We start from the raw sequence: 26224 nt of genomic DNA on the forward strand, positions 1-26224 counted from the left end.
CCACCGGGTCGACGCGGGTGGTCGGACCGGTGGTTCGGTGCCTCAGGCCCCGGGTGCTGCCTTCAGCACGCGCGCCTGGTCCTGGGCCGTGAGCGCGAGCTCGACGGAGGTGAACACGTGGTCCTGGGTCATGGCGTTCTCGGTGCGGTGCAGGACGTCGAGGATGAGGTCGCCGAAGAAGGGGTAGCCGACCTGACCGGTGGCCTCGATGCGGTGCTCGCCCTCGCCGTCGACCAGGAGGACCTGGCCGGGGCCGTTGTCGGTGGTGACGTCGACGTACTTGCGCAGCTCGATGTAGCCCTCGGTGCCGAGGATGAGGGTGCGGCCGTCGCCCCAGGTGCGCAGCCCGTCGGGGGTGAACCAGTCCACGCGCACGTAGCCGGAGGCGCCGGAGGACAGGGCGACGTGGGCGTCGCCGAAGTCGTCGAGCTCGGGGTGGTCGGCGTGGTCGAAGTTGCCGATGGAGGAGGAGAGGATCTCGGCGTTCTCGGAGCCCGTGAAGGTGAGCATCTGCTCGAAGTTGTGGGAGCCGATGTCGGTGAGGATGCCGCCGTAGCGGGCGCGCTCGTAGAACCAGTCGGGGCGGGAGTCGGGGTCGCCGAGGCGGTGGGGACCCATGCCCAGGACCTGGATGACCTGGCCGATGGCGCCGCGGTCGATGAGCTGTCCGGCCAGGACGGCGGCCTCCACGTGGATGCGCTCGGAGAAGTAGCAGGCGTACTTCCTGCCGGTGCGCTCGACGGCGGCGCGGGCGCGCTCGAGCTGGTCGAAGGTGGTCAGCGGGGTCTTGTCGGTGAAGTAGTCCTTGCCCGCGTCCATGACGCGGATGCCGAGATCGGCGCGGTCGGCGGGGACCGCGGCGGCGGCGACGAGGAGCACCTCGGGGTCCTCGAGGATCTGCTCCTCGGACTCGGCGAGCTGGACGCCCTCGAAGTGCTCGGCGAAGGCGGCGGCGCGCTCGGGCTGGGTGTCGTAGACCCACTTCAGGGTGCCGCCGGCGCCGATGAGGCCCTCGCACATGGCGGTGATGTGGCCGTGGTCCAGGTGCATCGCGGCGAAGGTGAACTCACCGGGGGAGACGACGGGCTTCGGCATCGGAGCGGGGGCGTAGTTCGCGCCTTCGGAGACGGCCATGATGCGTGGGGTTCCTTTCGAGGAAGCGGACGGCTGTGGGTGTGTCAGGTGCGGACGACGGGCGAGGCGACCCGGGCGGGCAGCGAGGATGCGCTGCTGCGCAGCGGCCGGTCAGGCCTGTGCGGCGTCGGGGAGGCCGACGGGCATGTACCCGTCCTGGGTGGCGACCGACCCGGTCTTCTCGTGGAAGTGCGGGGCGCGCTCCACGAGGGTGCCCGAGCGGTAGTACGGGTCCTCCGGGCTGATCGGCAGGTCGACGACGCGCCGCTCGATCGCGGACTCGTAGACCGCGGTCACGAGCTCGACGGCGTTGCGTCCGTCCTGCCCGGTCACGAGCGGATCGCGGCCCTCGCGCACGGCGGCCACGACGTCGGCCAGCTGCGCGGGATGCCCGGTCCGGGGCAGCGGTGGGAGCGAGGCCGCGAACTCCTCGAGCTCGGCGACCGTCTCGACGTCGCCGCCCTGCTCGGGGAAGCCGTTGGGGCGGGCGACCTCGGCCGCGGGCTCCCAGGGCTGGGAGACGCGGGCGCGCGCACCCTGCAGCGAGATCTCCTGCTTCTGGCCGTGGTGGACCACGGAGCTGGTGAGCTCGGCGAGGCTGCGCTCGTACTGCAGGATCGCGATCGACAGGTCCTCGACCTCGGCGTTGTCGTGCTGGGCATTGGTCATCATCGCGCTCACGGCGAGCGGACGACCCAGCAGCCAGACGGCGATGTCGATGTGGTGGATGGCGTGGTTCAGCGTCGGACCGCCGCCCTCGGAGGCCCACGTGCCGCGCCACCACAGGTCGTAGTAGGAGTGCCCGCGCCACCACTCGGAGGCGATGCGCGCGTGCGAGAGCGGGCCGATCTTCCCCGAGTCCAGCACCGCCTTCAGCCGGGCCATCTCGTCGCGGAAGCGGTTCTGCGCGATCGTCGAGAGGATCTTCCCGCTCGCGCGCTGCGCGGCGAGCATCGCGTCGCACTCCTCGAGGGAGGTGGCCATGGGCTTCTCGACCACGGCGTTCACGCCCGCCTCGAGCACCTGGATCGCGAGCGGCGCATGGGCCGACGGGGGAGTGGTGACGGAGACCAGGTCCAGGTCCTCGGCCTCGAGCATCGCCGCGACGTCGTCGTAGACGCGGGCGTCCTCGAGCCCGAAGGCCTCGCGCTTGGCCGTCGGCCCCGCGAGGTCCAGATCCGCCAGGGCGACGATGCGCAGGTCGGGGAACTCCTCGGCGAGCTCGAGGTACGCGTTGATGTGGGCGTCGGAGATGGCGCCGGTGCCGATGATGCCGACGGAGAACATGTCGGGGATGTGCCTTCCGGAGGTGGACGGACGTGCCTTCCAGTGTCCCGCGTCACGCCGGGCGACGTGGGCGGATGCCGCGGGTTGCCCCGCGCGGGGCCGGCCCCTCAGCCCTTCACGTCGGTGAGCGGGACGGCCTGCGGACGCTCGCAGCTGCTCGCGACCTCGACGCGCGAGCCGCTGCGCGAGGAGGCGAGCACGGCGTTCATGACCTCCAGGGCGTGCTGGCCGAGCGCGCCGCTCGCCCGCAGGTCCGCGCCGCGCAGCGCCATGTCCTGCAGACCGATCCCGCGCGAGGCGTCCACGTAGCCGGCGCTCACGGGCAGGGTCTCCCACCCCTCGCCGCCCAGGCGGTGCAGCGCGACGTCGCCGTCGAAGCGGTTGGGGTCGGGCACCGCGAGGCTGCCCGCGCTGCCGTGGATCTCGATCGGGTGGATCGAGGTGGCGACCGCGTCGAAGCTCATGACGAGCGTGGACAGGACTCCCGAGGAGTGCACGAGGATCCCGCTGACGTGCGTGTCCGTGCTGACCGGGATGACCTCGCCCGCGCGCGGGCCGGAGCCGATGGTGCGCTCGGAACGGGTGCGGGAGGCCGCGCCGACCACGGCGTCGACCGGGCCCAGCAGCGTGACCAGCGCGTGGACGTAGTACGGGCCCATGTCCAGAAGCGGTCCGCCGCCGGGCACGTAGTAGAAGTCGGGGTTGGGGTGCCAGCGCTCGTGGCCGGGGGTGAGCATGGTGGCGGTCGCCGCGATCGGGGCGCCGATGAGGCCCTCATCGATCGCCGCGCGCGCCGTCTGCGTGCCCGTGCCCAGCACGGTGTCGGGGGCGGAGCCGACGAGCACGCCGGCCGCGCGGGCCGCCTCGAGCACAGCGGCGCCGTCGGCCGTCTCGACGGCGAAGGGCTTCTCGGCGTACACGTTCTTCCCGGCGGCGATCGCCCGGCGGTCCACCTCGGCGTGGGACGCGGGGATCGTGAGGTTCAGGACCGTGTCCACGTCCGGGTCGGCGATCAGCTCGTCGACCGAGAGGGCACGCACGCCCTCGTGCTCGGAGGCGACGGCCTCGGCCCGGGAGGCGTCCAGGTCCGCGACCGCGACGAGCTCCACGTCCGGGAGGGAGGGGAAGGAGGCGAGGTACTGCGCGGAGATGTTCCCGCAGCCGATCATGCCGATCCGCAGGGGGCGGGGCGAGGCGCTCATCGGGCCTGCTCCGTCCGGTGCGCGCGGCTGGCGGACGGGGCGGCGTACGGGTCCTCGGAGCCGCGCGCGGCCCACAGCAGCCCGCGCTCGACGATCGTGCGCACGCTGGGGTCCTCGAGCACGTCGACGTGGTGGCCGGGGGTGGCGACGAAGATCCGGCCCTTCCCCCACTGGCGGGTCCAGATCGCGGGCGAGGTGATCGGACGGTTCCACGGGTCCCACTCCCGCACCTTCTGGGTGGTGGTCGCGAGCACGTCGATGTAGTCGTCGGAGAGGACCCAGTACTGCTCGGTGACCAGGTCGAAGTCGTCCACGCCGCGGGTGATGGGGTGCTCGGCGGCCGCCGGGAGCATGTTCACCGTGTAGGGCACGTAGTTGTCGTCCTGCTCGCCGCGGCGCTCGTCGGGATGCTTGCCCGGGTGGCAGCCGAACTGGCCGCCGATGAGCGTGAGGTAGTCCGATTCGCTGCGGTAGCTGTCGGCGATGCCGCCGTGCCATCCCGCGAGGCCCGTCCCGGCCTCGACGGCGGCGCGCAGCCCCTCGAACTGGGGGCGCTCGATCGTGGACATGGTCATGCACTGCACGATGAGGTCGACGCCGGCCATGTACTCGGCGTCCGCGTAGATCGCGGGGCTCTCCTCGATGCGCACCTCGAAGCCGTGCTCGCGCAGGTGGGGGATGAACAGGTCGGTCGCCTCGACGGGCTGGTGCCCGTCCCAGCCGCCGCGGACGACGAGGGCGGTTCGGGTGGTGGTCATCGGGCGGTCTCCTCGGTGGTGGACGGGGTGGGCGCGGTGGACGGGGTGGACTGAGCGGGGCCGACGGCGGTCCAGCGGGAGCCGTCGGCGTGGCTGGCCTCGACGGCGGCCAGCACGCGCTGCACGGGCAGGGCCTCGTCGAAGGACGGCGAGGGGTCCGCGCCCTCGCCGATCGCGCGCACCAGGTCGGCGATCTCGTGCGTGAAGGTGTGCTCGTAGCCCAGGCCGTGGCCGGTGGGCCACCAGGCGGCGGCGTAGGGGTGCTCGGGCTCGGTGGTGAGCACGCGGGTGAAGCCCTGGTGCCCCGCGGGGGCGGTGGCGTCGTAGATCTCCAGCTCGTTCATGCGCTCGAAGTCGAAGGCGATCGCGCCGCGCGAGCCGTGGAGCTCGATGCGCATCGCGTTCTTGCGGCCCTGCGCCATGCGGGTCGCCTCGAAGGAGCCGAGCACGCCGCTCGCGAGTCGCACCGAGAACAGGGCGGTGTCGTCCACGGTGACCTCTCGGCGCTCCCCGGCGGCGTCCCCCTTCCCGCCCAGGCCCTGCATCGCGCCTGCCGTGGGGCGAGTGGGGACCACGGTGGCGAGCGTCCCGGAGACGGCCTCGATGTCCGTGCCGGTGACCCATTGGACGAGGTCGACGACGTGCGCGCCGATGTCGCCGAGGGCGCCGGAGCCGGCCGTCTCCTTCTCCAGCCGCCAGGTCATGGGGGCGTCGGCGTCGGCGAGCCAGTCCTGCAGGTACTGCGCGCGGACCTGCCGGATCTCGCCCACGAAGCCCTCGGCGACGAGCTGGCGCGCGTAGGCCAGGGCGGGGGTGCGGCGGTAGGAGAACCCGCACAGCGAGCGGACGCCGCGGGCGGAGGCGGAGCGGGCTGCGTCCGCCATCTCCTCGGCCTCCGTCACGGAGTTCGCGAGCGGCTTCTCGCACAGCACGTGCTTGCCGGCGGAGAGTGCGGCGAGGGCGATCTCCCGGTGGGTGTCGCCGGGGGAGCAGATGTCCACGAGGTCGATCTCGGGGTCCTCGACGACGTCCTGCCAGCGGGTGGTGGTGGTCGCGAAGCCGTACCGCTGCGCGGACTCGGCGAGGGTCTCGGGGCGCCGGCCCGCGAGGGTGCGCAGCTCGGGGGTCAGCGGCAGGTCGAAGAAGCGGTGCGCGGTGCGCCAGGCATGGGAATGGGCGGCGCCCATGAAGCCGTGGCCGATGAGGCCGACGCGCAGCGGGCGGGAGGACGGGGTGGTCACGGCGGGGGTCACGGCTCCTCGGTGAGCGGACGATGGCGGCGGGACGGATCAGGGACGGGCAGGACGTCGACCGCTGGCGGCCCCCTCGAACCTATCCGGGCCGACACCGGTGGACAACCGGCATGGCCGCGCAGGTCAGCGCGCAGAAGGACGGGGAGGGCCGCCGCGGCGGTCCTCCCCGTCCCACGGGGTCGGGTGGGGTCAGAGGATGCCGCCGAGGAGGCCGCCGACGACGCCGAGGATCGACTCGAGAAGGCCGGTGACGAGGTCCATGGTGTGTCCTTTCGCGGGGACGGAGGGATTCCGTCGCGGACCTTCAGCCTCCAGGGGACACGACCAGAAGTTACCGTCCGGTCACTAGCTGTGACCCCTTCGTGACCGGCCCGTCCGGCACGCGGGCGGATGTTGACCGCGCCGCTAGGGTCTCGCGTGGTGCTTCCCGGCCGGGAGCCGCTCATTTGCCGGCCCCCGCGGTCATGCCGCCCACGAGGTACCGGCGGCCCAGGGCGTACAGCACGATGATCGGGATCGAGGAGAGCACCACGGCGGCCATCACCACGGGCACGTTGGTCGCGTACTCGCCCTGGAAGGACCACAGCGCGAGCGGCAGTGTGCGCTTGTCGGGGCTCTGGGTGAGGATCAGCGGGAACAAGAAGCCGTTCCACGACATCAGCGCCTGGTACACGCCGACGGTGACCAGCGCGGGGCGGGTCATCGGGAAGGCGAGGCGCCACATCTTCTGCCACTCGCTGCAGCCGTCGATGTCCATCGCCTCGAACAGCTCCCCGGGCACGTCCCGCATCGAGTTGGAGATGATGAGGATGCTCAGCGGCAGGCCGAACGCGATCCCCGGGAGCATCAGGGCGCCCAGCGAGTCGTACATGTGCAGGCGGATGATCAGCAGGTAGATGGGCACGATCGTCGCCTGCACGGGGATCGCGAGGCCCAGCAGGAACACGCTGCGCAGGGGCCTCGAGAAGCGGCCGGTGGCGCGGACGATCGAGTACGAGGCCATGAAGGCCATGAGCACGAGGGGGATCACCGTGCCGAGCGCGACGAGCACGCTGTTGGCCAGGTACATCCCGAAGTCGGCCTCGAGCACGGCGGTGAAGTTCTCGAACGCGAGCGCGGCCGAGGGCAGCACCGGGTTCGAGCCGAAGTACGTGGAGATCGACTTCAGGCTCGTGATGCCCACGAAGTAGATGGGCAGCAGCACGAGCAGCAGCCAGAGCCAGCCGAAGGCCCCGCCGATCCAGTTCCTGCGCATGTCTCAGGCTCCTTCCGTCTGGCTGGCAGAGGCGTCCTTGCCGCCCAGGCGCTGCACGCCGAGCGCGAGTCCGAGGCCCAGGACCACGAGGATCACGGCCAGCGCGCTCGCGACCCCCATCTCGTTGCCGCGGAATCCTGTGAGGTACATGTCCAGCGGGAGGATCCGCGTGGAGGAGCCGGGCCCGCCCTGGGTGAGCACGAAGATGATGTCGAAGTAGGTCAGCGCGCCGACGACCATCAGGGTCGAGCTCGTGATCAGCGTGTACTTGAGCTGCGGCAGGGTGATCGAGAAGAACTGGCGGACGCGGCCGGCGCCGTCGATCTGCGCCGCCTCGTACATCGTCTGCGGGATCTGCCGCACCGCGCCCTGGTAGATGAGCGTGTGGAAGGGGATGAACTGCCAGGCGATGATCACCAGCAGCACGATCCACACGAGGGTCGAATCGCCCAGCCAGTTCTGCTTGAGGAAGGGCATGTTCAGCCCGCTCGCGAGCCCGAAGTTCGGGTCCAGCAGGGACTTGAAGGTGATCGCGATGGCCGCCGAGGACAGCAGCAGCGGCAGGAAGTACAGCACTGCGAGCACGTTGCGGTAGCGCTGGCGGCCGGCGAGGAACGTGCCCAGCAGGATGCTTAGCGGCGTCTGCAGCACCCAGGTCGCCACGATCATCAGCACCACGAGCGCGAGCCCGTGCCAGGTCGTGGAGCGGGTGAGCACCTCGCCCCAGCTGGTGAGCCCGGTGAACGTGATGGCGCCGATGCCGTTCCACGAGGTGAAGGACAGCACGAGCACGCCCACCAGCGGCAGCAGCGCGAAGATCGCGAAGAACCCCAGCGCGGGCAGGGCGAACAGCACGTGCGAGAGCTGCAGGCGCTCGCGGCCGGGGGCGCCGCGGGTCGAGCGCTCGGCGCCCCGCGCGGAGCGGAGCTTCGCCGCGTCCCGGACGCGCTCGCCGCTCTCCACGCGGTCGAGGCGGGCCGACGGGCTGGTCATGCTCAGGCCCCCTTGCCGCTGTTCATGTTCTCGGCGAACTGCTCGGGCTCGAGCTTCCCGAGGAAGAGCTGCTCGGTGTTCACCAGCAGCGTCTCGGCGTCGGTGGGCTGCAGCGCCTGGTCCCAGGACTGGGTGAAGGCGGGCGCGTCCTGGAGGGACTGGTAGACCCACTGGAGGTAGTCGGCGTCGTCGCTCGCCTTCAGCGCGTCCTCCTGACCGGTGACGACGGGGGCGGAGCCGGAGTCGACGAAGGCCGCGGCCACGTCGTCGGTCATCATGCCCTCGAGGAAGAAGTCCTGGGCGACGGTCTTCTCGGCGTCGGAGGCGGCGGAGGACAGCGAGACGTAGTTGCAGGGGTTCCCCACGAGGTCGCCGAGCTCTCCCTTGCCGCCCTCGATGGTGGGGAAGGGGCCGTAGCCCAGGTGCCCGCCGGAGACGAAGTCGCCGCCGCTGGCCTTCATGCCGCCGAAGGTCCAGCCGCCGTGCAGCATGAGGGCGGCCTTGTCGGACCACAGCAGGGCCTGATCGGTGTTGGAGTCGGCGGCCATGGACTCGAACCCGTCGGCGAAGGCCTTGACCTCGAGCAGTTCCTTGACCCTCTCTCCCATCTCGACGACCGCGTCGTCGAGCCAGGCGTCCTTCTCCCCGGCGGCGATCCTCTCGAACACCTTCGGCCCGCCGATGCGGTCCAGCAGGTACTCGAGCCACATCATCGAGGTCCAGCGCGACTGCCCGGCGAGGGAGATCGGGGCGACGCCGCCGGAGTGCGCCTTCTCGATGACGTCCAAGAGGTCATCCCAGGTGGTGGGGGCCTTCGCCCCGATCTTCTCGAGCACGGTCTTGTTGTGGAACATGATGATCGGCTGGGTCGCGCCGATCGGAAGCGCATAGATCTTGTCGTCGACGGTCGCGGCGCCCCACACGGAGTCGATGAAGCGGTCCTTGAAGTCGGCGTTCTCCTCGAGCCACGAGGTGAGGTCGTCGACCTGCTTCTCCTCGGCGTAGGTGCGCAGGCCGCCTCCGCCCCAGCCGTAGATGATCGTGGGCGCCTCGCCTGCGCCGATGGCGGTGCGGATCTTCTGCTTGTAGGCGTCGTTCTGGAAGAACGTGAGGTCGATGGTGCCCTTGTCGAGCTTGTTGAAGGCGTCGACCGAGTCCTTGTAGATGCCTTCGTTCGGCTGTCCCGAAAGCTGCCAGAAAGTTGCGGAGTCGCTGCCGCCCGAAGAGCCGGATCCGCCGGGCCCCGAGGTTCCGCAGGCGGCGAGGGCGAGGGCGGAGGCGCCCGCGGCGGCGCCGAGTGCGGTGCGGCGCGAGATGAGGGGTGTGTGCATGACCTGCTCCTGCTGTCGACGGTGACGAGAAGTGCGGTGGGAAGCGGGGCGCCGCGGGGCCGATGGCCACCGTCGCGCGATAAGTGAGGCTAATTTACAAAGACCTGCCGCATCGGTCAAGGGTGGGATCCGAGTATCCCGGCCGACGGTCATGGCGAGTGAAGACGCAGGTGATGGCGGTGCGGCCCTGCGAGGTGCGGGGTGAGCGGCGCATGTCGCCACGGGGCGATCTCGCGCTGTGCTGTGCGCAGCGAGGCCTTCAGGCGCCCCGCAGCGGTGTGCTGCGAGGCGGGCGGACCGGACCGGACTGGGGGTGCTGGGTCGTCCTCCGGGCGATCGTTGCGGCGTCGCCGCCGATCGTGGAGTGCGGTGCGTGGACGTGGACTCGGAGCGGGTACGGTGTGCCCATCGCTGTGCGGCGGAAAGGTTTCGAAAACGTCGCCACGCAGTGGTCTGTCGACAGGGCCGGGGAGGGGATCGCAGGATGCGCGGTGTGCACGGGACGGAGCCCGACGACGGCGAGCAGCGGGGCCGAGATGTCCGCGAGGACGCAGCGGGCCGCGGCAGGACGGGCGCGCAGCGGAAGGTGACGCTCGCGGAGGTCGCGCGCGGCGCCGAGGTCTCGCTCGCCACGGCCTCGAAGGTCATGAACGCGCGCGCCGACGTGCGCAGGGAGACCCGCGAACGCGTGGCACGCATCGCCCAGGAGCTGGGCTATTCCCCGCGGGCCCGTGCGGCCGTTCCAGGGCCTGTCGCGCTCATCCGCTTCCCGCGCCTGGACAGCCCCTACGTCATCGACATCCTCGCCGGAGCCGAGCACGCCGCCCGGCGCGCGGGCGCGCAGCTGCTCGTCGAGACCGGCGGCGGCGACCTCGGCGCGCGCGAGCCGCTGACCCGGGAGCGGATGGAGGACGCCGCCCGCCGCGGCGCCGCGGGGGTCATCGCCGTCACCACTCCCGTCGGCCCCGAGCATGCGCGTTGGAGTCGCGAGCTCGATCTCCCGCTGATCGTCATCGACCCCATCTCCGTGCCGGAGGCGGACGTCGGCGCACCGGTGCCTGACCTGGTGACGATCGCGGCGACGAACTGGGAGGGAGCGGTCTCGGCCGTCCGACACCTCGCCGCACTCGGCCACCGCCGGATCGCCACCCTCGCCGGACCGGAGGAGTCGATCCCCGGCAGGCAGCGCCTGCAGGGGTACCGCAGCGGCCTCGAGCAGCAGGGCATCGCCTTCGACCCCGCGCTCGTGCGGCACGGCCGCTTCGATGACGAGGACGGGGAGATCGGCGCCGCGCAGCTGCTGGATCTCGAGGACCCTCCCACGGCGATCTTCGCCGCCTCCGACGGACTCGGCGTCGGCGTGCTGCGTGAGGCGCGTCGGCGCGGGCTCGACGTGCCCGGCGACCTCAGCGTGCTCGGATTCGACGACACCATCGTGTGCCGCTGGACCTGGCCGCGGCTCACCACGATCCGCCAGCCCCTGTTCGCCATGGGACAGGTCGCCGTCGAGCGCCTGCTCGCGCTCGCGGGGGATCCCGAGCTGTTCGCCCATCCCTTCCAGCTCGAGACGCGCCTCGTGGAGCGGGAGTCGACCGGGCCGGCGCCGACGCGCGCCGGCTGACCAGCAGGGGTGTCGGATCAGCGGGGACGTCGGATCAGGCTGCGCGGGCGATCCACTGGCCGGGAGCGGCGAAGACGGGTTCGAGCGCCCACCGTGCCGCGCCGCGCAGGGCGAGATCGGCCGGGGCGTCCGAGCGCTCGATCGTGATGGGACCGGCCTCGGTCGCGAGCGCGTGCTCGGCCACGGTCTCGCTGATCACGGGCCCGATCTCCTCGCCGATCGGCGCGAGATGGCCGGAGAGGACCACGGTCGAGAGGTCCAGGACGTTCAGGGCGTTGGCGACGGCGGTGCCGATCGCGCGGCCGATCGTGCCGATCACCTCGCTGCGACCGTCGGCCCGGCCGTCCCCGCTCTCGCGGGCGAGCGCGTCGACCAGCTCCTCCAGCGAGGCGTCCGGGCCGAGCCCGGCCCGCTCGCGCAGAGCATGCGCGGACACGTACGCCTCGAGGCAGCCGCGTCGCCCGCACCGGCAGAGCGCCCCGCCCGGCTCGACGACCATGTGCCCGAACTCGCCGGCCCATCCGTGCTCGCCTTCGAGCACGCGCCCGCCCTGCACGACCGCCCCGCCCACGCCGGTGTGTCCGCGCAGGTAGAGGAAGGACTGGCCGGGTCGCTGATCGAGCTCGGTGAGCACGGAGAGGCGGTTGTCGTTCTGCGCGAGCACGGTGAGGCCGGCGAGCTCGGGGCGCTCCCGCAGATGGGCCACGAACGGGACGTCCTTCCAGCCGAGCCCGGGCGCGGAGAGCACGGAGCCGTCGGCCGGATCGATCCGACCCGGCAGTGCCGCGCACACCCCGACCACGGGAAGGGGCGTCGGCGACTCGGCGCTCGCCGCCCCGCGCACCTGGGCGACGAGACGCCCGCAGGCCTCGATGACCAGACTCGGCGGATTGCCGGCGGCCGCCAGCGGCTCGTCGGCCGCGGCGAGCACCTCGCCGGTGAGATCGGTGGCGAGGCAGGAGACGCCGTCGGCGGTGACCTCGAGGCCGATAGCCAGCAGAGTGCCGCGAGCGGGGTGCAGCGGGACCATCGGCCGGCCGGTGCCGTGGATCAGCGGGGCGTCCTCGGCGACGAGGCCCGCCCCGATGAGCTCCTCGACGAGCTTGGAGACCGTGGGCTTGGTGAGCCCCGTGCGGGCGGCGAGGCCCGCGCGCGAGAGCGGCTCGGGCGCTGCGGAGAGGGTGCGCAGGCAGAGGGAGAGGTTGTGCTCCCGCAGGTGGGTGGACTGCACGGGGATGCTCCTCTCGTCGTGCGATGGCCTGCGCCGCGTCGTTCCTCGCCGGGCCGAGGTCCGGGGGATCTTCGTCGGCCCGCTGAGCGTATCCGCTGGACGGGCAGAGCCTCGCCCCGTCCGCCCACTTGTGCCCGCGGGCAGCGCCCCGTAGGTTAGTTGCTGCATCTTACTAAACAGAGGAGATCAACGATGACCGCTCCCACCCCCACCCGCGAGGACCGCTTCTCCTTCGGCCTGTGGACCACCGGCTGGACCGCGAAGGATCAGTTCGGCGACCCGACGCGTCCGCCGCTCGAGCTCACCGCGCACATCCGCCGTCTCGCCGAGATCGGCGCCTGGGGCTTCACCTTCCACGACAACGACGTGGTCCCCTTCGGCGCGAGCCCCGAGGAGCGCTCGCGGATCATCGCGCAGCTGAAGAAGGTCACGGAGGAGACGGGGCTGGTGATCGAGATGATCACGACCGACACCTTCGCCCACCCGGTCTTCAAGGACGGCGCCTTCACCAGCAACGACCGCTCGGTGCGCCGCTACGGCCTGCGCAAGGTCCTCACCAACGTCGATCTCGCCGCCGAGCTGGGCGCGAAGACCTTCGTCATGTGGGGCGGTCGCGAGGGCGCCGAGTACGACGGCTCGAAGGATCTGCTCGCCGCCCATCAGCGCTACGCCGAGGGCATCGACACCGTCGCCGGGTACATCAAGGACAAGGGGTACGACCTGCGGGTCGCCCTCGAGCCCAAGCCCAACGAGCCGCGCGGCAACATCTTCCTGCCCACCGTGGGCCACGCCCTCGCCTTCATCGAGCAGCTCGAGCACCGCGACATCATCGGCATCAACCCCGAGACCGGCCACGAGCAGATGGCGACGCTGAACTACACCCACGGCCTCGCCCAGGCGCTGTGGGCCGGCAAGCTCTTCCACATCGACCTCAACGGCCAGCACGGCCCGATGTACGACCAGGACCTGGTGTTCGGCCACGGCGACCTGATCAGTGCGTTCTTCACCGTGGACCTGCTCGAGAACGGCTTCCCCTCCAAGCCCGGCGCCTTCGACGGCGCCCGCCACTTCGATTTTAAGCCCTCGCGCACCGAGCACGAGAAGGGCCAGTACGACGCGGCGGCCGCGAACATGGAGATGTACCTGATGCTCAAGGAGCGCGCGCTGGCCTTCCGCGCCGATCCGGAGGTTCAGGAGGCCCTGGCGTACTCGGGCATCGAGGACCTCGGCAAGCCCACGCTGGGCGCGGGCGAGTCCCTCGCCGACCTCCTGGCCGACCGCAGCGCCTACGAGGACTTCGACGTCGACGCCGCGGGGGCGCGGAACTTCGGCTTCGTACGCCTGCAGCAGCTGGCCATGCGCCACCTGCTGGGCTTCGCGGGGTGAGTGGGCCCAGCTGATCGGCCCGGCCGATGTCGCTGGGTGAGGTCTCGACGCGCATATGGGGTCGAGACCTCACCCAGCGACATCGAAGGCCGCACGCGAGGGGCGTGAGCGCCCCCGCGCCTACTGAGGCAGCACCACGTGCGCCTGCACCGGCAGGTGATCGCTCGGGAACACCCCGCCGGGCCGGCGGGCGTCGATCGTCGCGTCGAGCACGCGCACGCCCTCGCTGAGCAGGATCCAGTCGATGCGGAAGTCGGACTCCTCGACCTCGCCGAAGAACGGGAAGGTGGACAGCTGCGGGCTCAGCCGCTGCTCGGCCGCGACCCATGAGTCCTGCAGGCCGGCACGCTCGACGAGGATCTCGTAGGCGGGGGAGTCGCCGGCGACGGAGTTGAAGTCGCCCGTGGTGATCGTCGACAGACCCGACAGCGCGAACTGGCGCAGACGGTCGGCGATCAGCTGCGCGCCCTTGGCCTTCGCCTGCGTGATGACGTGGTCCAGGTGCGTGTTGAGGTGCACGAGCTCGCGTCCGCTCTCGCGATCGCGCAGACGCACCCAGGTGGCACCGCGCGGGCCCGTGTTCCCCCAGGTCGTCGAGCCGATCACGCGCGGGGTGTCCGAGAGCCAGAACTGGTCCCAGGCGACCAGCTCGAAGCGCTCGGTGTTGAACAGGATCGGGTTGATGAGGCCCTGGCTGCCGCCCTTGACGCCCATCGTGCCGACGGCCCGGTACGCCCGGCCGAGCCCTTCCTCGATCGGCCCGAAGGTGTGCGTCTGCATCTCCTGCAGGCCCAGCAGGTCCGGCGTCACCGCGGCCATGAGCTCGCGGATCGCGGGGGCGCGATGCGCCCAGTGGGCGGGCTCGTCGGGCGTGGTGGAGTCCGTCTGGAAGAGCGCGTTGAAGCTCATGACGTGCACGGGGCGGGAGGCGTCGTGCTGCGCGGCGGGGTCTTCGTGTCGCTCGGCGGGGGTGTCCTGATGGGGAGTCATCTGCGGGATCCTTCCTGGTGGCGTCGAAGGCCGGGGTTCCGCGTCGGCCGGGCGGCGGTTCAAGCCCCCTGAGGGAGTCGTGCGAGGATCGCCTCGGCGAACACCTCGACGATCTCGGGCGCGAGGTGGAGGTTGAAGGTCGGCTCGAACAGCTCGGCCTCGAGCAGCACGAGCCCGTGGTGCGCGGAGTCCACGGTATCGATCCGCGCGTACAGCGGCATCTGCTGGCCCGTCGCCGCGACCACCGCGGAGAGCACCTGCTCGGCGAAGGCGCGCTCCTCCGCCGCGGTCTCCACGACCACGGGGTTCTCCTCGTAGACGCCGCCGATGAGGCCGCCGCCGCGGGCGAGCAGCGCGCCCTTGGCGATCGCGTGGGTGAAGTGCCCGTCGATGAGGTACAGCGCCTTCTCCGCGCCGGCCGAGAGCTCGGGCACCTCGGGCTGCAGCATCACGGTGCCCTCCTCGGCGAGGATCTCCAGGCCCAGCGCCTGCGCGGAGGGATCGCCGGCGCTGAACAGGCCGGTCAGGCGGGATCCGGCGCCGACGGCGGGCTTGAGGACCACATGCTCGGTGCCGCGCCCCACGAGCGCCGTGGCGAGCCCTGCCCCGTTCTCGAGATACTCGGTGGGGACGACGGCCACGCCCTCGCGCTCGAGGTCGGCGAGATAGCGCTTGTCCATGTTCCAGCGCACCAGGGCCGGGTCGTTCAGCACGCGCGAGGCCGTGCCCGCGTGCTCCAGCCAGGCGTCGAACGCACGGGGCTGGGTCGCGTAGTCCCACGGGCTGCGCAGCACGAGCAGGTCCCATGCTCCCCAGTCCAGGTCCTCGTGCCAGTCCAGTCGCGCGGAGCGGTGCCCGCGCGACTCGAGCGCCGCCACCAGGGGCGCGGAATCGTTGTCGTAGTCGAGGTCGCTGTAGAAGCTCGGGCTGGTGCCGATGATGCCGATGGATGCCACGTGATCAGCGTAGGGGCGGCGCCGGGACCGTGCGAGGTCGTCCGCGACCGCACGGGGCGGGGCGGGACGGCCCACCCCGCCACACCACGCCCCATCGGACCGCGAGAGCGCGGTCCATCGCCCCGCCGGACCGCGAGAAGTGCGAAACGGTTGCCAAGAGCGCTCTTGGCAACCGTTTCGTACTTCTCACGGGGCGCGAGTCGCCATGAGAAGGGGGAAGGCGACTATCGGTCGGTGCTCGCGGAGTGCGGCGCGCTTCGTGACGTCACGATCGATCCCGCAGCGGCATCCACACGCGCATCGGGCCGATCTCCCGGTTCGCCCACGCGTAGTAGGGGATCGCCCGCCAGGTGTGCAGGGTCGGCTCGGAGGCCGTCCCCGACCAGGCGCGATACGGCCACGTCTGCGTCACCGCGGGCACGTCGCCCTCGCCGCTCACGGTCGACGGCGGGGGAGCGGCCCAGCCCGCCACGTCGAGCGCGACCACTCCGTCGAGCGCGTCGATCCGCTGCTCGCGCACGGGCGCGGAGGGGTCGACGAGCGCGTCGTCGACCGTGCGCGCGCCCTCCTGGTCCGCCTGCTCGAGCGCGTAGACGAGCGGGCCGCGCTCCAGGGCGACCGCGCCTCGCGAGGCATCGACCCGGTGCGGCGCCGTGACGAAGCGGGCGCTCATCGGCAGCTCCAGCACCAGCTCCTCACCGGTGACGAAGATGCGCCGCACGGTGTGGGCACCAGGGGAGAGCGGCGTCGAAGCATCCTGACCATCGGCCCCTGCCGGATCCTCCAGCCGCGCCCCGTCGGCCCAGGCGGGCACTCGCAGCGTCAGCCCGGCCTCGGCGCTCGGCGCCGCGAGGACACGGATCCGCACCGTGCCGTCGTGCGGATAGTCGGTCGCGACCTCGATCGCGAAGTCCTCACCGTCCACCTGTGTGCTGTATCGGCCGCTCGCGTACAGGTGCAGCTGCAGCCCGGCCTCGTCGGACGTCGCGACGTACTGGTCGAGACTGGCCAGGGTGCGCATGACGTTCGGCGGGCAGCAGGCGCAGTCGAACCAGCCGCGCCTGCCGTGCGCGATCGAGCGGCCCTCGTCGGCGATCGCGCCCTCGCGCAGCTGCAGCGAGTTCACGTAGAAGAACTCGGTGCCCGCGAGGGAGACGCCGGGCAGGACGGCGTTGTGCAGCAGGCGGTCGATCGCATCGGCGAAGGACTCGTCGCCCGTGGCGAGCAGCAGCCGCCACGCCCACTGGACCGCGGCGATGCCCGCGCAGGTCTCCGCGTACCCGCGGTCCGTGCCCAGCTCGAAGGGGTCGCCGAAGGCCTCCCAGTCCCAGCGCGACCCCATCCCGCCGGTCACGTAAGTCTTGGTGGCGAGCGTCGTCGCGAACAGACGCCGCTCGTGGGCGAGGAGCTCGGCGTCGTCGTCCTCGATCGCGAGGTCCGTCGCCCCGGCGGCGAGGTAGAGAGCGCGCACCGCGTGCCCCTCGACCGTCGTCGCCTCCCGCACGGGCACACGGTCCGAGAAGTAGCCCGGGCCCGGATCCTTCGAGGTCGTGGCGTGCCCGCGGCGCTCGAGGAAGGAGCGCGCGAGGTCCAGGGCGTCGGACCGACCGGTCTCGCGGTGCAGCTCGACCAGGGCCATCTCGATCTCGGGATGACCCGGGACGCCGACGTTCCCGCCGGGCCCGAACACGAGGGTGAGGTGGTCCAGGATCCGCAGCGCCACCTGCAGCAGCGCGTCATCGCCGGCGCTGCGGGACTGGGCGACGGCGGCTTGCATGAGGTGGCCGTAGCAGTACAGCTCGTGGTTCCACGCGAGGTTCGTATACCGCTCCTCGCGGGAGTGGCGCAGCTGGTGGACGCTGTTCAGGTATCCGTCCTCCTGCTGTGCGGCGGCGACGGTCGCGGTGACCTTCTCCATGAGCCGCCGCAGCTCGGCGTCGTCCTCACGTCCCAGCTCGAAGGCCACGGCCTCGAGCCATTTGTAGACGTCGGAGTCCTGGAAGATCATGCCGCGCGCCTCGCCTGCGGCAGCCCCCGCGGCGATCCGGAAGTTCTGCAGGGTGCCGGAGGACTCGAGCTGCTCGTGCCCCGCGCGCAGGGCGTCGCGCCGGTTGCGCTGCTGGCGCAGTCCCCAGAACCCGCCGTCGATGCGGGCGGCGCCCGGTGTGAGGGGATGCAGGCGGACGCGGGCCGACGGGGTGGGCCGCACCGGGGCGGCGAGGGCGGGACCGGCAGGAGGGGGCTGCTGCGTCATGCGTGCTCTCCTTCGAGCAAATGGTGGCGGGAAAACGGTTCCCGCGGACCACGGTACGAGAACCGCATGAACTCGTCACGAAGTGGTCGCAGAGCGACGACAGTGCGGCCGGGGTGAGCCGGGGACCGCCGCCCGCCGCCTGCGCCCCGCAGCCGCTGCCCGCCGCCCGCCGCTCGCCCCGCCCCCCCTCATCCTCGACACCCTGCCCCACCCATGGTCTACGATGCGGGAAAGCGGTTACCCGCATCGTGCTCGCGATGACCCGACGGTGGCCGCCCCGACGCACCCGACCCGGCACCGCCGCCGGACACCAGGAGACCTCCATGACAGAGCGACGCATCGGCATCATCGTCAACGGCGCGAGCGGCCGCATGGGCTACCGCCAGCACCTCGTGCGGTCCCTGCTGGCGATCCGCGAGCAGGGCGGCGTCGAGCTCGCCGACGGCACCCGCCTCGTGCCCGACCTGCTGCTCGTCGGCCGCAACGAGGAGAAGCTGCACACGATCGCCGAGCGCCACGGCCTGACCGAGTGGACCACCGACCTCGACGCCGCGCTCGCCGACGATCGCTTCGAGATCTACTTCGACGCCCTGGTCACGAACCTGCGGGTCGCGAACATCCGCAAGGCGATCGCCGCTGGCAAGGCGATCTTTACCGAGAAGCCCACGGCCGAATCCCTCGACGACGCCCTCGCGCTCGCCCGGGAGGCGAAGGCCGCGGGCGTGGTCAGCGGCGTCGTCCACGACAAGCTGTACCTGCCCGGCCTTCTCAAGCTGCGCCGCCTCGTCGAGGAGGGCTTCTTCGGGCGCATCCTCTCGGTGCGCGGCGAGTTCGGCTACTGGGTGTTCGAGGGGGACGGGCAGAGCCCGCAGCGCCCCTCTTGGAACTACCGCGCCGAGGACGGCGGCGGCATCGTCGCGGACATGTTCCCCCACTGGAACTACGTCATCGAGAACCTCTTCGGCCGCATCGAGGACGTGTACGCGCAGGTCGCGACCCACATCCCGGAGCGCTGGGACGAGAAGGGCGAGCGCTACGAGGCCACGGCCGACGACTCCGCCTACGGCGTCTTCCGCCTCGAGGGCGGGACGGTCGTGCAGATGAACTCGAGCTGGGACGTGCGCGTGGACCGCGACGAGCTCGTGCAGTTCCAGGTCGACGGGACGCTCGGCAGCGCCGTCGTCGGCCTCTGGGGAGCGAAGATCCAGCCGCGCGCGGCCACCCCGCGCCCCACCTGGAACCCCGACGTGCCCGACGCGCACGACTACCGCGCCGACTGGCACGAGATCCCCGACAACGCCGGGCCCGACGGCTTCGACAACGGCTTCAAGGCCCAGTGGGAGGACTTCCTCGCCCACTGGGCCGAGGGCCGTGACTACCCCTACGACCTGCTCGCCGGCGCCCGCGGCGTGCGCCTGGCCGAGGCGGGCCTCGAGAGCTCCGCGCAGGGCCGGCGCATCGCCCTCGAGCCGCTCACGGAGGCGTGAGGACCATGGTGGAGAAGAACCCGGAGCGGCCCGCGCGGCGCCTCGCCCTCCTCGACGAGGACGGCCGACTCAGGACGGCGCCGCTGCCCCCGTCGGCCGCTTTCACCCGTCCCACCTCCCCGCTGCGCTCGCGCGTGGTCTATGCGGCCTCGCACGTGGTCCCGCTCGCCCACGCCGACAACACCCCCGGTGCCCCGGCGGCGATCGACTGGGAGGCGACCCTCGGCTTCCGCCGCACGATCTGGTCCTGGGGCCTCGGCGTCGCCGACGCCATGGACACCGCGCAGCGGAACATGGGACTGGATCCCGCGGCGACCCGGGAGCTCATCACCCGCACCGCCGACGCCGCCCGCGAGGCGCTCGCCGACCCCGCGATCGCCCCGCTGTTCGGTCCGGACGCGCAGGTCAGCGACCTCATCGTCGCCGGTGTCTCGACCGACCACCGGGAGGAGGCGGAGCTCTCGCTCGACGAGATCGTGGACGCCTACCGCGAGCAGCTCGCGGCGACCGAGGAGACCGGCGCCGGTGCCGTGCTGATGGCGAGCCGACACCTGGCACGCGCCGCGCGATCGGCCGCCGACTTCGAGGAGGTCTACGCCCGGATCCTCGAGCGCGCCCGCCGTCCCGTGGTGCTGCACTGGCTCGGCACCGCCTTCGACCCGCAGCTCGCGGGCTACTTCGGCTCCTCCGACACCGCCGAGGCCGCCGACTCCCTGCTGCGCATCATCGCCGCCGACCCCTCGCGGATCCGCGGCGTGAAGATGAGCCTGCTGGACGACGCCGCCGAGGTCGCGGTGCGCGAGCGCCTGCCCGAGGGCGTCCTCATGCTCACCGGCGACGACTTCCACTTCTCCCACCTCATCGTGGGGGACGAGGACCAGGGCGGTGCAGAGGAGCGGAGCACCTCGGCCGACGGGGGCTTCTCCCACGCTCTGCTCGGCGCCTTCGCCGCGACCGCCCCGGCCGCATCGGCGGCGATCCAGGCGCTGGACGCGGGCGACGCCGCCCGTGCACGCGCGATCCTCGACGACGCCGAGCGTCTGGCCCGGCAGGTCTTCGCCGCCCCCACCTACCACTACAAGGCGGGCGTCGCGTTCCTGTCCTGGCTCAACGGCCACCAGCGCGCCTTCCAGATGGTCGGCGGGCTGCACAGCGCGCGCAGCCTCCCGCACCTCTCGCGCATCGTCGAGCTCGCCGCCTCCACCGGGAACCTCGAGGACCCGGCCCTGGCCGCCGAGCGCTGGCACGCGATGCTCCGCCTGCACGGCGTCGACCCCCAGGAGGTCCTCGCATGAACGTCCCGCGCCCCGCACCCGCATCTCGCCCCGCCCCCGTCCCGCGCCTGTCCCTCAACCGCTGGAGCGTGCGCACCACCCCCGTCGACGAGGTGCTCGCGGCATGCGTCGGCGGCGGCGTCGGCGGGATCGGCCTGTGGCGCCAGGACGTCGAGACCACGGGGCTGGCCGAGCTGCGGCACCGGGTCGACGACGCCGGGCTGCAGGTCACGAGCCTGTGCCGCGGCGGATTCTTCACGGCCGCCGACCCTGCCGACCGCCGCGCAGCGCTCGAGGACAACCGTCGCGCGATCGACGAGGCGGTGGGGCTCGGCACCGACGTGCTGGTGCTGGTCGTCGGCGGTCTGAGCCATGAGGACAAGGACCTCGCGGCCGCCCGGGACCGGGTCGCGGAGAACATCGCGCAGCTCGCCCCGCACGCCGAGCAGGCCGGGGTGCGCCTCGCGATCGAGCCCATGCACCCGATCTTCACGGCCGACCGCGGCGTCGTCTCCACCACCGCCCAGGCCCTCGACATCGCCGAGCAGGTGGGCAGCGACGCCGTCGGCGCGATCGTGGACACCTACCACGTGTGGTGGGACCCGGACCTCGCGGCGTCGATCGCCCGCGCGGGCGCGAGCGGACGCCTGCTGGGCTACCAGGTGTGCGACTGGATCCTGCCGCTGGCCGCCGAGACCCTGAACTCCCGCGGGTACATGGGCGACGGCTTCATCGACTTCCCCGCGATCACCCGCATGATCGCGGAGACCGGATACACCGGGCCGATCGAGGTCGAGATCTTCCACGAGGACGTCTGGGCGACCCCCGTCGCCGATGCCGTGCGCACCATCCGCGAGCGCTTCGAGCAGCTGGTCCTGCCCAGCGCCTGACGCGAGTGCCCGACCACGGTGCCTGACCCGGGTGCCTGGCCCGGGTCAGGCACCGCCGAGGGGTGTGCGACCGCGTCCGGTGGTCAGCCTGCCGGGGCACACGCGCTGCAGCGCCTCGCCGATGTCGCCGAGCGTGGCGGAGTACTGGGCGGGCTTGACCTTCAGCTCCTTGTCGCGCCCGGACACGCGTATCCGCACACCGCCGCCGCGCACGTTGACCTCCTCGATGCTCTTGGCCGGGATCCAGATCGAGCCCTTCTCCGCGCGCAGGGCCTGCAGGCCCTTCTGCTCGAGGCGCCGGGTGACGCGCTCGGCCTGGCGGTCCTCGCGGCTGCCGCCCGCGAGCATCGCGAAGCCGTTGATGCGGCTGCGCACGATGAGCAGGCCCTGGGAGAGGACCCACAGGTCACGCGGCATCAGGCCCGTGCCGGAGCCGTTGGTGAGAGCAGCCAGCAGGGTGTCCTCGGGGATCGCTTCGGCCTCCGCCGACGTCGGCACCTCGTACGGGGTGTCGAGGGCGGCGCCGCGGCGCTCGAGCTCGGCGAGGACGCGGCGCGTGGCCTCCGGTCCGCCGTCGCCGATGAGCTGGGGGACGTCGACGACCCCGCTCCGGTCCGTGAAGGTCGCGTCGGATCCGAAGTCGACCTGCATGTGCATGGCGCCCGCGGCGAGCATCCGATCCCGGAAGATCGTGGAGCACAGCAGCTGCTGGATCTGCTCGGGCCGGATCGTCTCGGGGTCGAAGGTGCGCTGCTGCGGCACGGCGAGCATGCGGGCGCCGACCGGCACCTGCATCTGCGTCTCGAGGATCGCCCGTGGGGTCGGGGCGGGGACGACGCCCGCCGCGACCAGGTCATGGGCGAGGTCGGCGGCGCTCCGGTTCTCGCGGGCCGCCTGCGTGCGCTGGAACATCCGGTCCCAGGACCACAGGTCGCGGTCGGGGTCGGAGAGCACGGTCCGCTCGATCGGGTCGATGTCCCGGGGCAGCAGGCTGAGGGCGGGTGCGTCCCCGTGCTGCGCCGGGGGCGACGGGTGCGTGCGCGCACGCTGGATCCGCTCGCGCAGCAGCGGGTGGCTGTCCTGCCAGCTCGGCTTCTGCTCGGCGATGACCTGCTGTGCGATCGGCGCGATCGTCTCGTGCTCCTCGACGAGCATCTGCTGCAGCCCCTCGACCAGCGGGGCACGGGCCCCGGTGACGGCGAAGGACGGGCCGACGAAGTTCTTCCAGTAGGCGCCCCAGGCGAGTTCGGTCTCGACGAGGCGCTCGAAGGCGGAGGCCATGGCGTCGGACCCCGCCAGCCGCAGCGAGAAGCCGTCGGCCGCCCGCTCCATCTCCCTCGAGCTCAGCTGCGCCGCCCAGATGTACAGGCGCGCGTAGCCGCGGAACAGCAGACCCCACAGGCCCGAGGAGTTGCGCGCGATGGTGATCAGGGCGTCCTGGGCACGCAGCAGGAAGGATCCCAGCGCATACCGGCCTCCCGCGTAGTGCCCCAGCTCGTGCGCGAGGATCGAGCGCAGCTGGCCCACGCTCATCGCACCCAGCACGGGCAGCCCGATCAGCATGATCCGCTCGCCGCCGATCCGGGTCACCGCGGCGTTGGCCTCCGGGAGCACGTGGATCCTGTCGACGGTGGGGGTGCCGACGGCGGCGGCGAGCTCGTCGACCTGGGCCCACAGGGCAGGGGCCTGCGCGCGATCCAGCGAGGGGCCCTCGATGCTCGGCTTCGGGCGGGTCACCAGCTCCTTGATCGCGTAGCCGATGCCCCCGAGGAGGCCGAGCAGGATGATCACGGCGAAGACGATCGCGCGGCCGGACTGGAGCTCGATGATCAGGAGCACGAGCAGGGCCACCACGATCACCACCAGCGCGATCACGAGGACCGGATAGAGGATCAGCATGAGCAGCGCGGGGAGTGCGCGGAGATAGGACATGGGTACGGGGCCTCCTGAGGTGCGGAGTCAGGGTAGGCCTGCAGGGGCGGACGCGGGACGGCTTTCCGGATTCCGTGCGTCGTGCACGCCCGCGCGGAGGCCATCCGCCGTGACCTAGCGAGACGCGGTCGCCGTGCTCTCCCGCAGGGCGATCTCCCCGGGTGCCGTCCAGACGGCCTGAGCCGCCCCCGAATCCTCGCCGGCCTCCCCGAGCACCCAGGCCACGGCGGTGTCGGCGATCTGCTCGAGGGGGAGGGCGAGGGTGCTCAGGGTGGGGCTCGCGTCCACGCCGGCGGGGACCCCGCCGAACCCGGCGACGGCCACGTCCTGGGGGACCCGCAGTCCCTGGCGGCGCAGCTCGCCGACGGCCCCGAGCGCCATGACGTCCGCCGGGGCGAACACGCACAGCGGAGCCGCCGACGGCTCGCCGTCGAGAACGTCGCCGGAGCCATCTGTCCCGGTGCCAGTACCGACACCTGCCCCGGCGTCCGTGTCGGCGTGCGCTCCGGCGCCCGCGTCCCCGGCGCTCCCGCGCAGATGCTCGGCGACGCGTCGGGCGAGCTCGTGCCCGCCCTGGCGGTCGAGGGTCGCCTCGACGCTCAGCTCCGCTTCGAGGCCCGCCTCCGCGAGGCCCGCGAGGAAGCCGCCGGTGCGGTGGGCGGCCGCGGGCACGGGGCCGTGCGCGCCGACGACGGCGAAGCGCCGATGCCCCTCCACGACCAGCGCGGTCGCGAGGGCCCGGGCACCGTCGGCGTCCCCGACGTCGATCGTGCGGCCCACGCCCGGCGACTGGCCGATTCCGACCACCAGGCCGCCGTTGCGGGCGAATCCCTCGAGCATCGCCGTCAGGCTCTCGTCGGAGCTGGCGCCGTAGGAGGAGGAGCCGACGATCACCAGGGCGTCCACGCGCTGGGCGATCAATGCCCGGATCGCGCGCGACTCGGTCTCCGCGTCGCGGTCGGTCTGGGTGAGCAGCACCTGCGTGCCCGAGGCGAAGACCCGGATCTGGATCTGCCGGGCGATCTCCCCGAAGTACGGGTCGGAGATGTCGTGGACGACGAGGCCGATGAGACCGGAGCGGGAGCGGGCGAGCGCCTGGGCCTGCGCGTTCGTCACGTACCCGAGCTTCGCCGCCGAGCGCTGCACGCGCTCGGCGACGTCCTTGCCGGGCACCCTGTCCGAGCCGTTGAGGACCCTCGAGGCGGTGGCGAGCGAGACGCCGGCGTCTCGCGCGACGTCGGTGAGCCGGACGGCGGGCATGCGGTCTCCTGCGGGTCGGGTGCGGGGCCGCCGCGGGACGGCGGCCCGGGACGGGGACTGCGCCCCGTGCCGAAGGGATTGCACTGAAGGATACGTGCGCGTGCGGAGGGTCGATCAGCGAGCACGCTGAACTCGCTTCGGGAGGCCATCGCCACCGTGGGGCCGCGTCGTGGTGAGGGTCGCGCGCACGCGGCAACGGGGAGCAGGGCCTCCCCGTCTGGTACCGTCTGTACGTACAGTACGATCTGTAGCGCCCATAGATGCGATCCCGAGCTGATGACTGAGGAAGACGCCATGTCGATGACGACACCGAGAACCGCAGGGCCGGAGACACCCACCGGCATCATCGAGCGCATCGGGCTGCCTCGCCCCCTGGTCTGGGGGTTCGTGGGCCTGCTCCTGTTCATGATCGGCGACGGCGTCGAGTCGGGATACATCTCGCCCTACCTCGCGGCCCACGGCGCAGGATCAGCCACGAACGCGGCCATCATCATTTCCTTCTACGGCCTCATGGTGACCCTCGGGTCCTGGCTGGCGGGGGCACTCTCGGACGTGTGGGGGCCCCGCCGAGTGATGGTGCTGGGGCTCGTGATCTGGGCCGTTCTCCAGGTGCTCTTCCTGGGCATCGCCCTGCCTGCGGCGAGCTTCCCACTGATGTTCGCGGTGTACGGGCTGCGTGGCATCGCCTACCCGTTGTTCGCCTACGGGTTCCTGGTCTGGGTGCTGGGAGCGAGCCCCGCACACCGCCTGGGCTCTGCCGTCGGATGGTTCTACTTCGCGTTCACCGGAGGGCTGCCCACCTTGGGCTCCCTCGTCGCGAGCGGCACTGAGCCTGTGATCGGCGAATACCGGACGCTGTGGATCGCTCTGGGATTGGTCGTGCTGGGCGGTGTGATCGCTCTGCTCGGACTCCGCGGCGCACAGGGAGGTGGTCGACAGGCGGCTCCGGACGTCACCACGGGTCGGAGCCTTCTCAACAGCGTGGCGATCGCCTTCACGAACCCCCGCGTGGGACTCGGTTGCCTGGTGCGGGTGGTGAATACCGCGCCCCAGTTCGGTCTTTTCGTCTTCTTCCCGACCGTGTTCGCCGACGAGCTCGGATTCGGCACCGCCGGCTGGCTGCGCCTCGTGTTCGTTCTGGGGGCCGCGAACATCTTCGCGAACCTGTTCTTCGGGATCCTCAGTGACCGCCTCGGTTGGCACCGCACGCTGAGGTGGTTCGGGTGCGTCGGCTGCGCGATCGCAGTCCTGCTGTTCTACTACCTGCCCCAGCAGGCCGGTGCTCACTACTGGGTCTCCGTGGTCTGCGCCGCGCTGTTCGGCGTCTCGCTGGCGGGGTTCACTCCGATCTCCGTGCTGATGTCGCTCATGGCTCCGGGGCAGAAGGGCAACTCGATCGCCGTACTGAATCTTGGCGCCGGGGCCGCGACCTTCGTCGGCCCACTGATCGTCGCTGTCTTCCTGTCGTCATTGGGCGCTGCGGGCGTGACCATCATCTTCGCGGCGCTCTACGTGCTCGCCGGGCTCTCGGTGCACCTGCTCAAGGTGCCGCCGGAGGCCCGCCAGATCGTCGCCGAGGGCGGGACCCTCGATGAGGCCGCAGGCCAGGATCAGCGGCCGTCCTGACGGACGTCTCGCACGGTCGGTCCAGCACTGGTCAGCACCTCCGCCGTGAGAGTTCAGCGCGGTGCATCCACCATCAGATTCCAGACACCCGAAAACGTGAGGAA

The 26224-nt window shown here is 71.8% G+C and carries 20 protein-coding genes; 6 read left to right on the plus strand and 14 right to left on the minus strand.

Annotated elements, in window-relative coordinates:
- Positions 1-42 precede the first annotated feature (42 nt).
- The 8 genes from M4486_RS15280 to M4486_RS15315 all read right to left on the minus strand — a co-directional run bounded on the left by M4486_RS15280 (position 43) and on the right by M4486_RS15315 (position 9213).
- A complete protein-coding gene (locus M4486_RS15280) occupies positions 43-1134 on the minus strand; it encodes a Gfo/Idh/MocA family protein (protein ID WP_249478141.1) in 1092 nt (363 codons plus the stop codon).
- A 111-nt stretch (positions 1135-1245) separates the two neighbouring features.
- Positions 1246-2421: a Gfo/Idh/MocA family protein gene (locus M4486_RS15285; RefSeq protein ID WP_249478142.1), complete on the minus strand. Its 1176-nt coding sequence runs from the start codon at positions 2419-2421 to the stop codon at positions 1246-1248.
- 107 nt (positions 2422-2528) lie between these two features.
- Complete coding sequence (locus tag M4486_RS15290; protein WP_249478143.1) at positions 2529-3623, minus strand: Gfo/Idh/MocA family protein; 1095 nt, start codon at positions 3621-3623, stop codon at positions 2529-2531.
- Positions 3620-4381 (minus strand): ThuA domain-containing protein, encoded by a 762-nt coding sequence (locus M4486_RS15295; RefSeq protein WP_249478144.1) that lies wholly within the window; start codon positions 4379-4381, stop codon positions 3620-3622. The genes M4486_RS15290 and M4486_RS15295 overlap by 4 nt, the downstream gene beginning before the upstream one ends.
- Positions 4378-5634: a Gfo/Idh/MocA family protein gene (locus tag M4486_RS15300; RefSeq protein ID WP_283257936.1), complete on the minus strand. Its 1257-nt coding sequence runs from the start codon at positions 5632-5634 to the stop codon at positions 4378-4380. Before M4486_RS15300 ends, M4486_RS15295 begins: the two co-directional genes overlap by 4 nt.
- A 442-nt stretch (positions 5635-6076) precedes the next feature.
- The gene (locus M4486_RS15305) at positions 6077-6889 is read right to left on the minus strand and encodes a carbohydrate ABC transporter permease (RefSeq protein ID WP_200503504.1); all 813 of its coding nucleotides are present in this window, start codon (positions 6887-6889) and stop codon (positions 6077-6079) included.
- A 3-nt stretch (positions 6890-6892) separates the two neighbouring features.
- Positions 6893-7882 (minus strand): carbohydrate ABC transporter permease, encoded by a 990-nt coding sequence (locus tag M4486_RS15310; protein ID WP_249478145.1) that lies wholly within the window; start codon positions 7880-7882, stop codon positions 6893-6895.
- 2 nt (positions 7883-7884) lie between these two features.
- Positions 7885-9213: an extracellular solute-binding protein gene (locus M4486_RS15315; protein ID WP_249478146.1), complete on the minus strand. Its 1329-nt coding sequence runs from the start codon at positions 9211-9213 to the stop codon at positions 7885-7887.
- Positions 9214-9706: 493 nt separating this feature from the next.
- Here M4486_RS15315 and M4486_RS15320 point away from each other — a divergent pair, with 493 nt between their 5' ends.
- Positions 9707-10834, plus strand: coding sequence for a LacI family DNA-binding transcriptional regulator (locus tag M4486_RS15320; protein WP_249478147.1), 1128 nt, complete (start codon positions 9707-9709; stop codon positions 10832-10834).
- 34 nt (positions 10835-10868) lie between these two features.
- On the opposite strand, the gene M4486_RS15325 is transcribed toward M4486_RS15320, so the two are convergent.
- On the minus strand, positions 10869-12065 hold the full coding sequence (locus M4486_RS15325; RefSeq protein WP_249478148.1) for an ROK family transcriptional regulator: 1197 nt from the start codon (positions 12063-12065) through the stop codon (positions 10869-10871).
- Between the two features lie 192 nt (positions 12066-12257).
- Here M4486_RS15325 and xylA point away from each other — a divergent pair, with 192 nt between their 5' ends.
- Positions 12258-13451: a xylose isomerase gene (gene xylA / locus M4486_RS15330; protein ID WP_249478149.1), complete on the plus strand. Its 1194-nt coding sequence runs from the start codon at positions 12258-12260 to the stop codon at positions 13449-13451.
- A gap of 120 nt (positions 13452-13571) precedes the next feature.
- Here xylA and M4486_RS15335 read toward each other — a convergent pair whose 3' ends face one another.
- From M4486_RS15335 to M4486_RS15345, 3 genes are all read right to left on the minus strand, one after another.
- Positions 13572-14441 (minus strand): endonuclease/exonuclease/phosphatase family protein, encoded by an 870-nt coding sequence (locus M4486_RS15335; RefSeq protein ID WP_249478150.1) that lies wholly within the window; start codon positions 14439-14441, stop codon positions 13572-13574.
- Between the two features lie 59 nt (positions 14442-14500).
- Positions 14501-15397, minus strand: a complete 897-nt coding sequence (locus tag M4486_RS15340) for an ATP-grasp domain-containing protein (RefSeq protein WP_249478151.1) — start codon at positions 15395-15397, stop codon at positions 14501-14503.
- A 265-nt stretch (positions 15398-15662) separates the two neighbouring features.
- Complete coding sequence (locus tag M4486_RS15345) at positions 15663-17651, minus strand: glycoside hydrolase family 127 protein (RefSeq protein WP_249478152.1); 1989 nt, start codon at positions 17649-17651, stop codon at positions 15663-15665.
- A 323-nt stretch (positions 17652-17974) separates the two neighbouring features.
- Here M4486_RS15345 and M4486_RS15350 point away from each other — a divergent pair, with 323 nt between their 5' ends.
- Genes M4486_RS15350 through M4486_RS15360 form a run of 3 tightly spaced genes read left to right on the plus strand, consistent with a single transcriptional unit; the run spans position 17975 to position 21302 of the window.
- Positions 17975-19138 carry a Gfo/Idh/MocA family protein gene (locus tag M4486_RS15350; RefSeq protein WP_249478153.1) on the plus strand — a complete coding sequence of 388 codons (1164 nt, stop codon included), beginning with the start codon at positions 17975-17977 and terminating at the stop codon, positions 19136-19138.
- A gap of 5 nt (positions 19139-19143) precedes the next feature.
- On the plus strand, positions 19144-20433 hold the full coding sequence (locus tag M4486_RS15355) for a DUF993 family protein (protein ID WP_249481158.1): 1290 nt from the start codon (positions 19144-19146) through the stop codon (positions 20431-20433).
- Complete coding sequence (locus M4486_RS15360) at positions 20430-21302, plus strand: sugar phosphate isomerase/epimerase family protein (protein WP_249478154.1); 873 nt, start codon at positions 20430-20432, stop codon at positions 21300-21302. The genes M4486_RS15355 and M4486_RS15360 overlap by 4 nt, the downstream gene beginning before the upstream one ends.
- Positions 21303-21347: 45 nt before the next feature.
- Here the strand turns inward: M4486_RS15360 and M4486_RS15365 are convergent, their stop codons facing one another.
- Both M4486_RS15365 and M4486_RS15370 read right to left on the minus strand, forming a co-directional pair.
- The gene (locus M4486_RS15365; protein WP_249478155.1) at positions 21348-23234 is read right to left on the minus strand and encodes a M48 family metallopeptidase; all 1887 of its coding nucleotides are present in this window, start codon (positions 23232-23234) and stop codon (positions 21348-21350) included.
- A 114-nt stretch (positions 23235-23348) separates the two neighbouring features.
- On the minus strand, positions 23349-24494 hold the full coding sequence (locus M4486_RS15370) for a LacI family DNA-binding transcriptional regulator (protein ID WP_249478156.1): 1146 nt from the start codon (positions 24492-24494) through the stop codon (positions 23349-23351).
- A 276-nt stretch (positions 24495-24770) separates the two neighbouring features.
- Between M4486_RS15370 and M4486_RS15375 the strand changes: the two genes are divergently transcribed.
- On the plus strand, positions 24771-26120 hold the full coding sequence (locus M4486_RS15375) for an MFS transporter (protein ID WP_249478157.1): 1350 nt from the start codon (positions 24771-24773) through the stop codon (positions 26118-26120).
- The last annotated feature ends 104 nt before the right edge of the window (positions 26121-26224 follow it).

Origin of the sequence: Brachybacterium kimchii, from assembly GCF_023373525.1 — a bacterium.
GTDB classification, from domain to species: domain Bacteria; phylum Actinomycetota; class Actinomycetes; order Actinomycetales; family Dermabacteraceae; genus Brachybacterium; species Brachybacterium kimchii.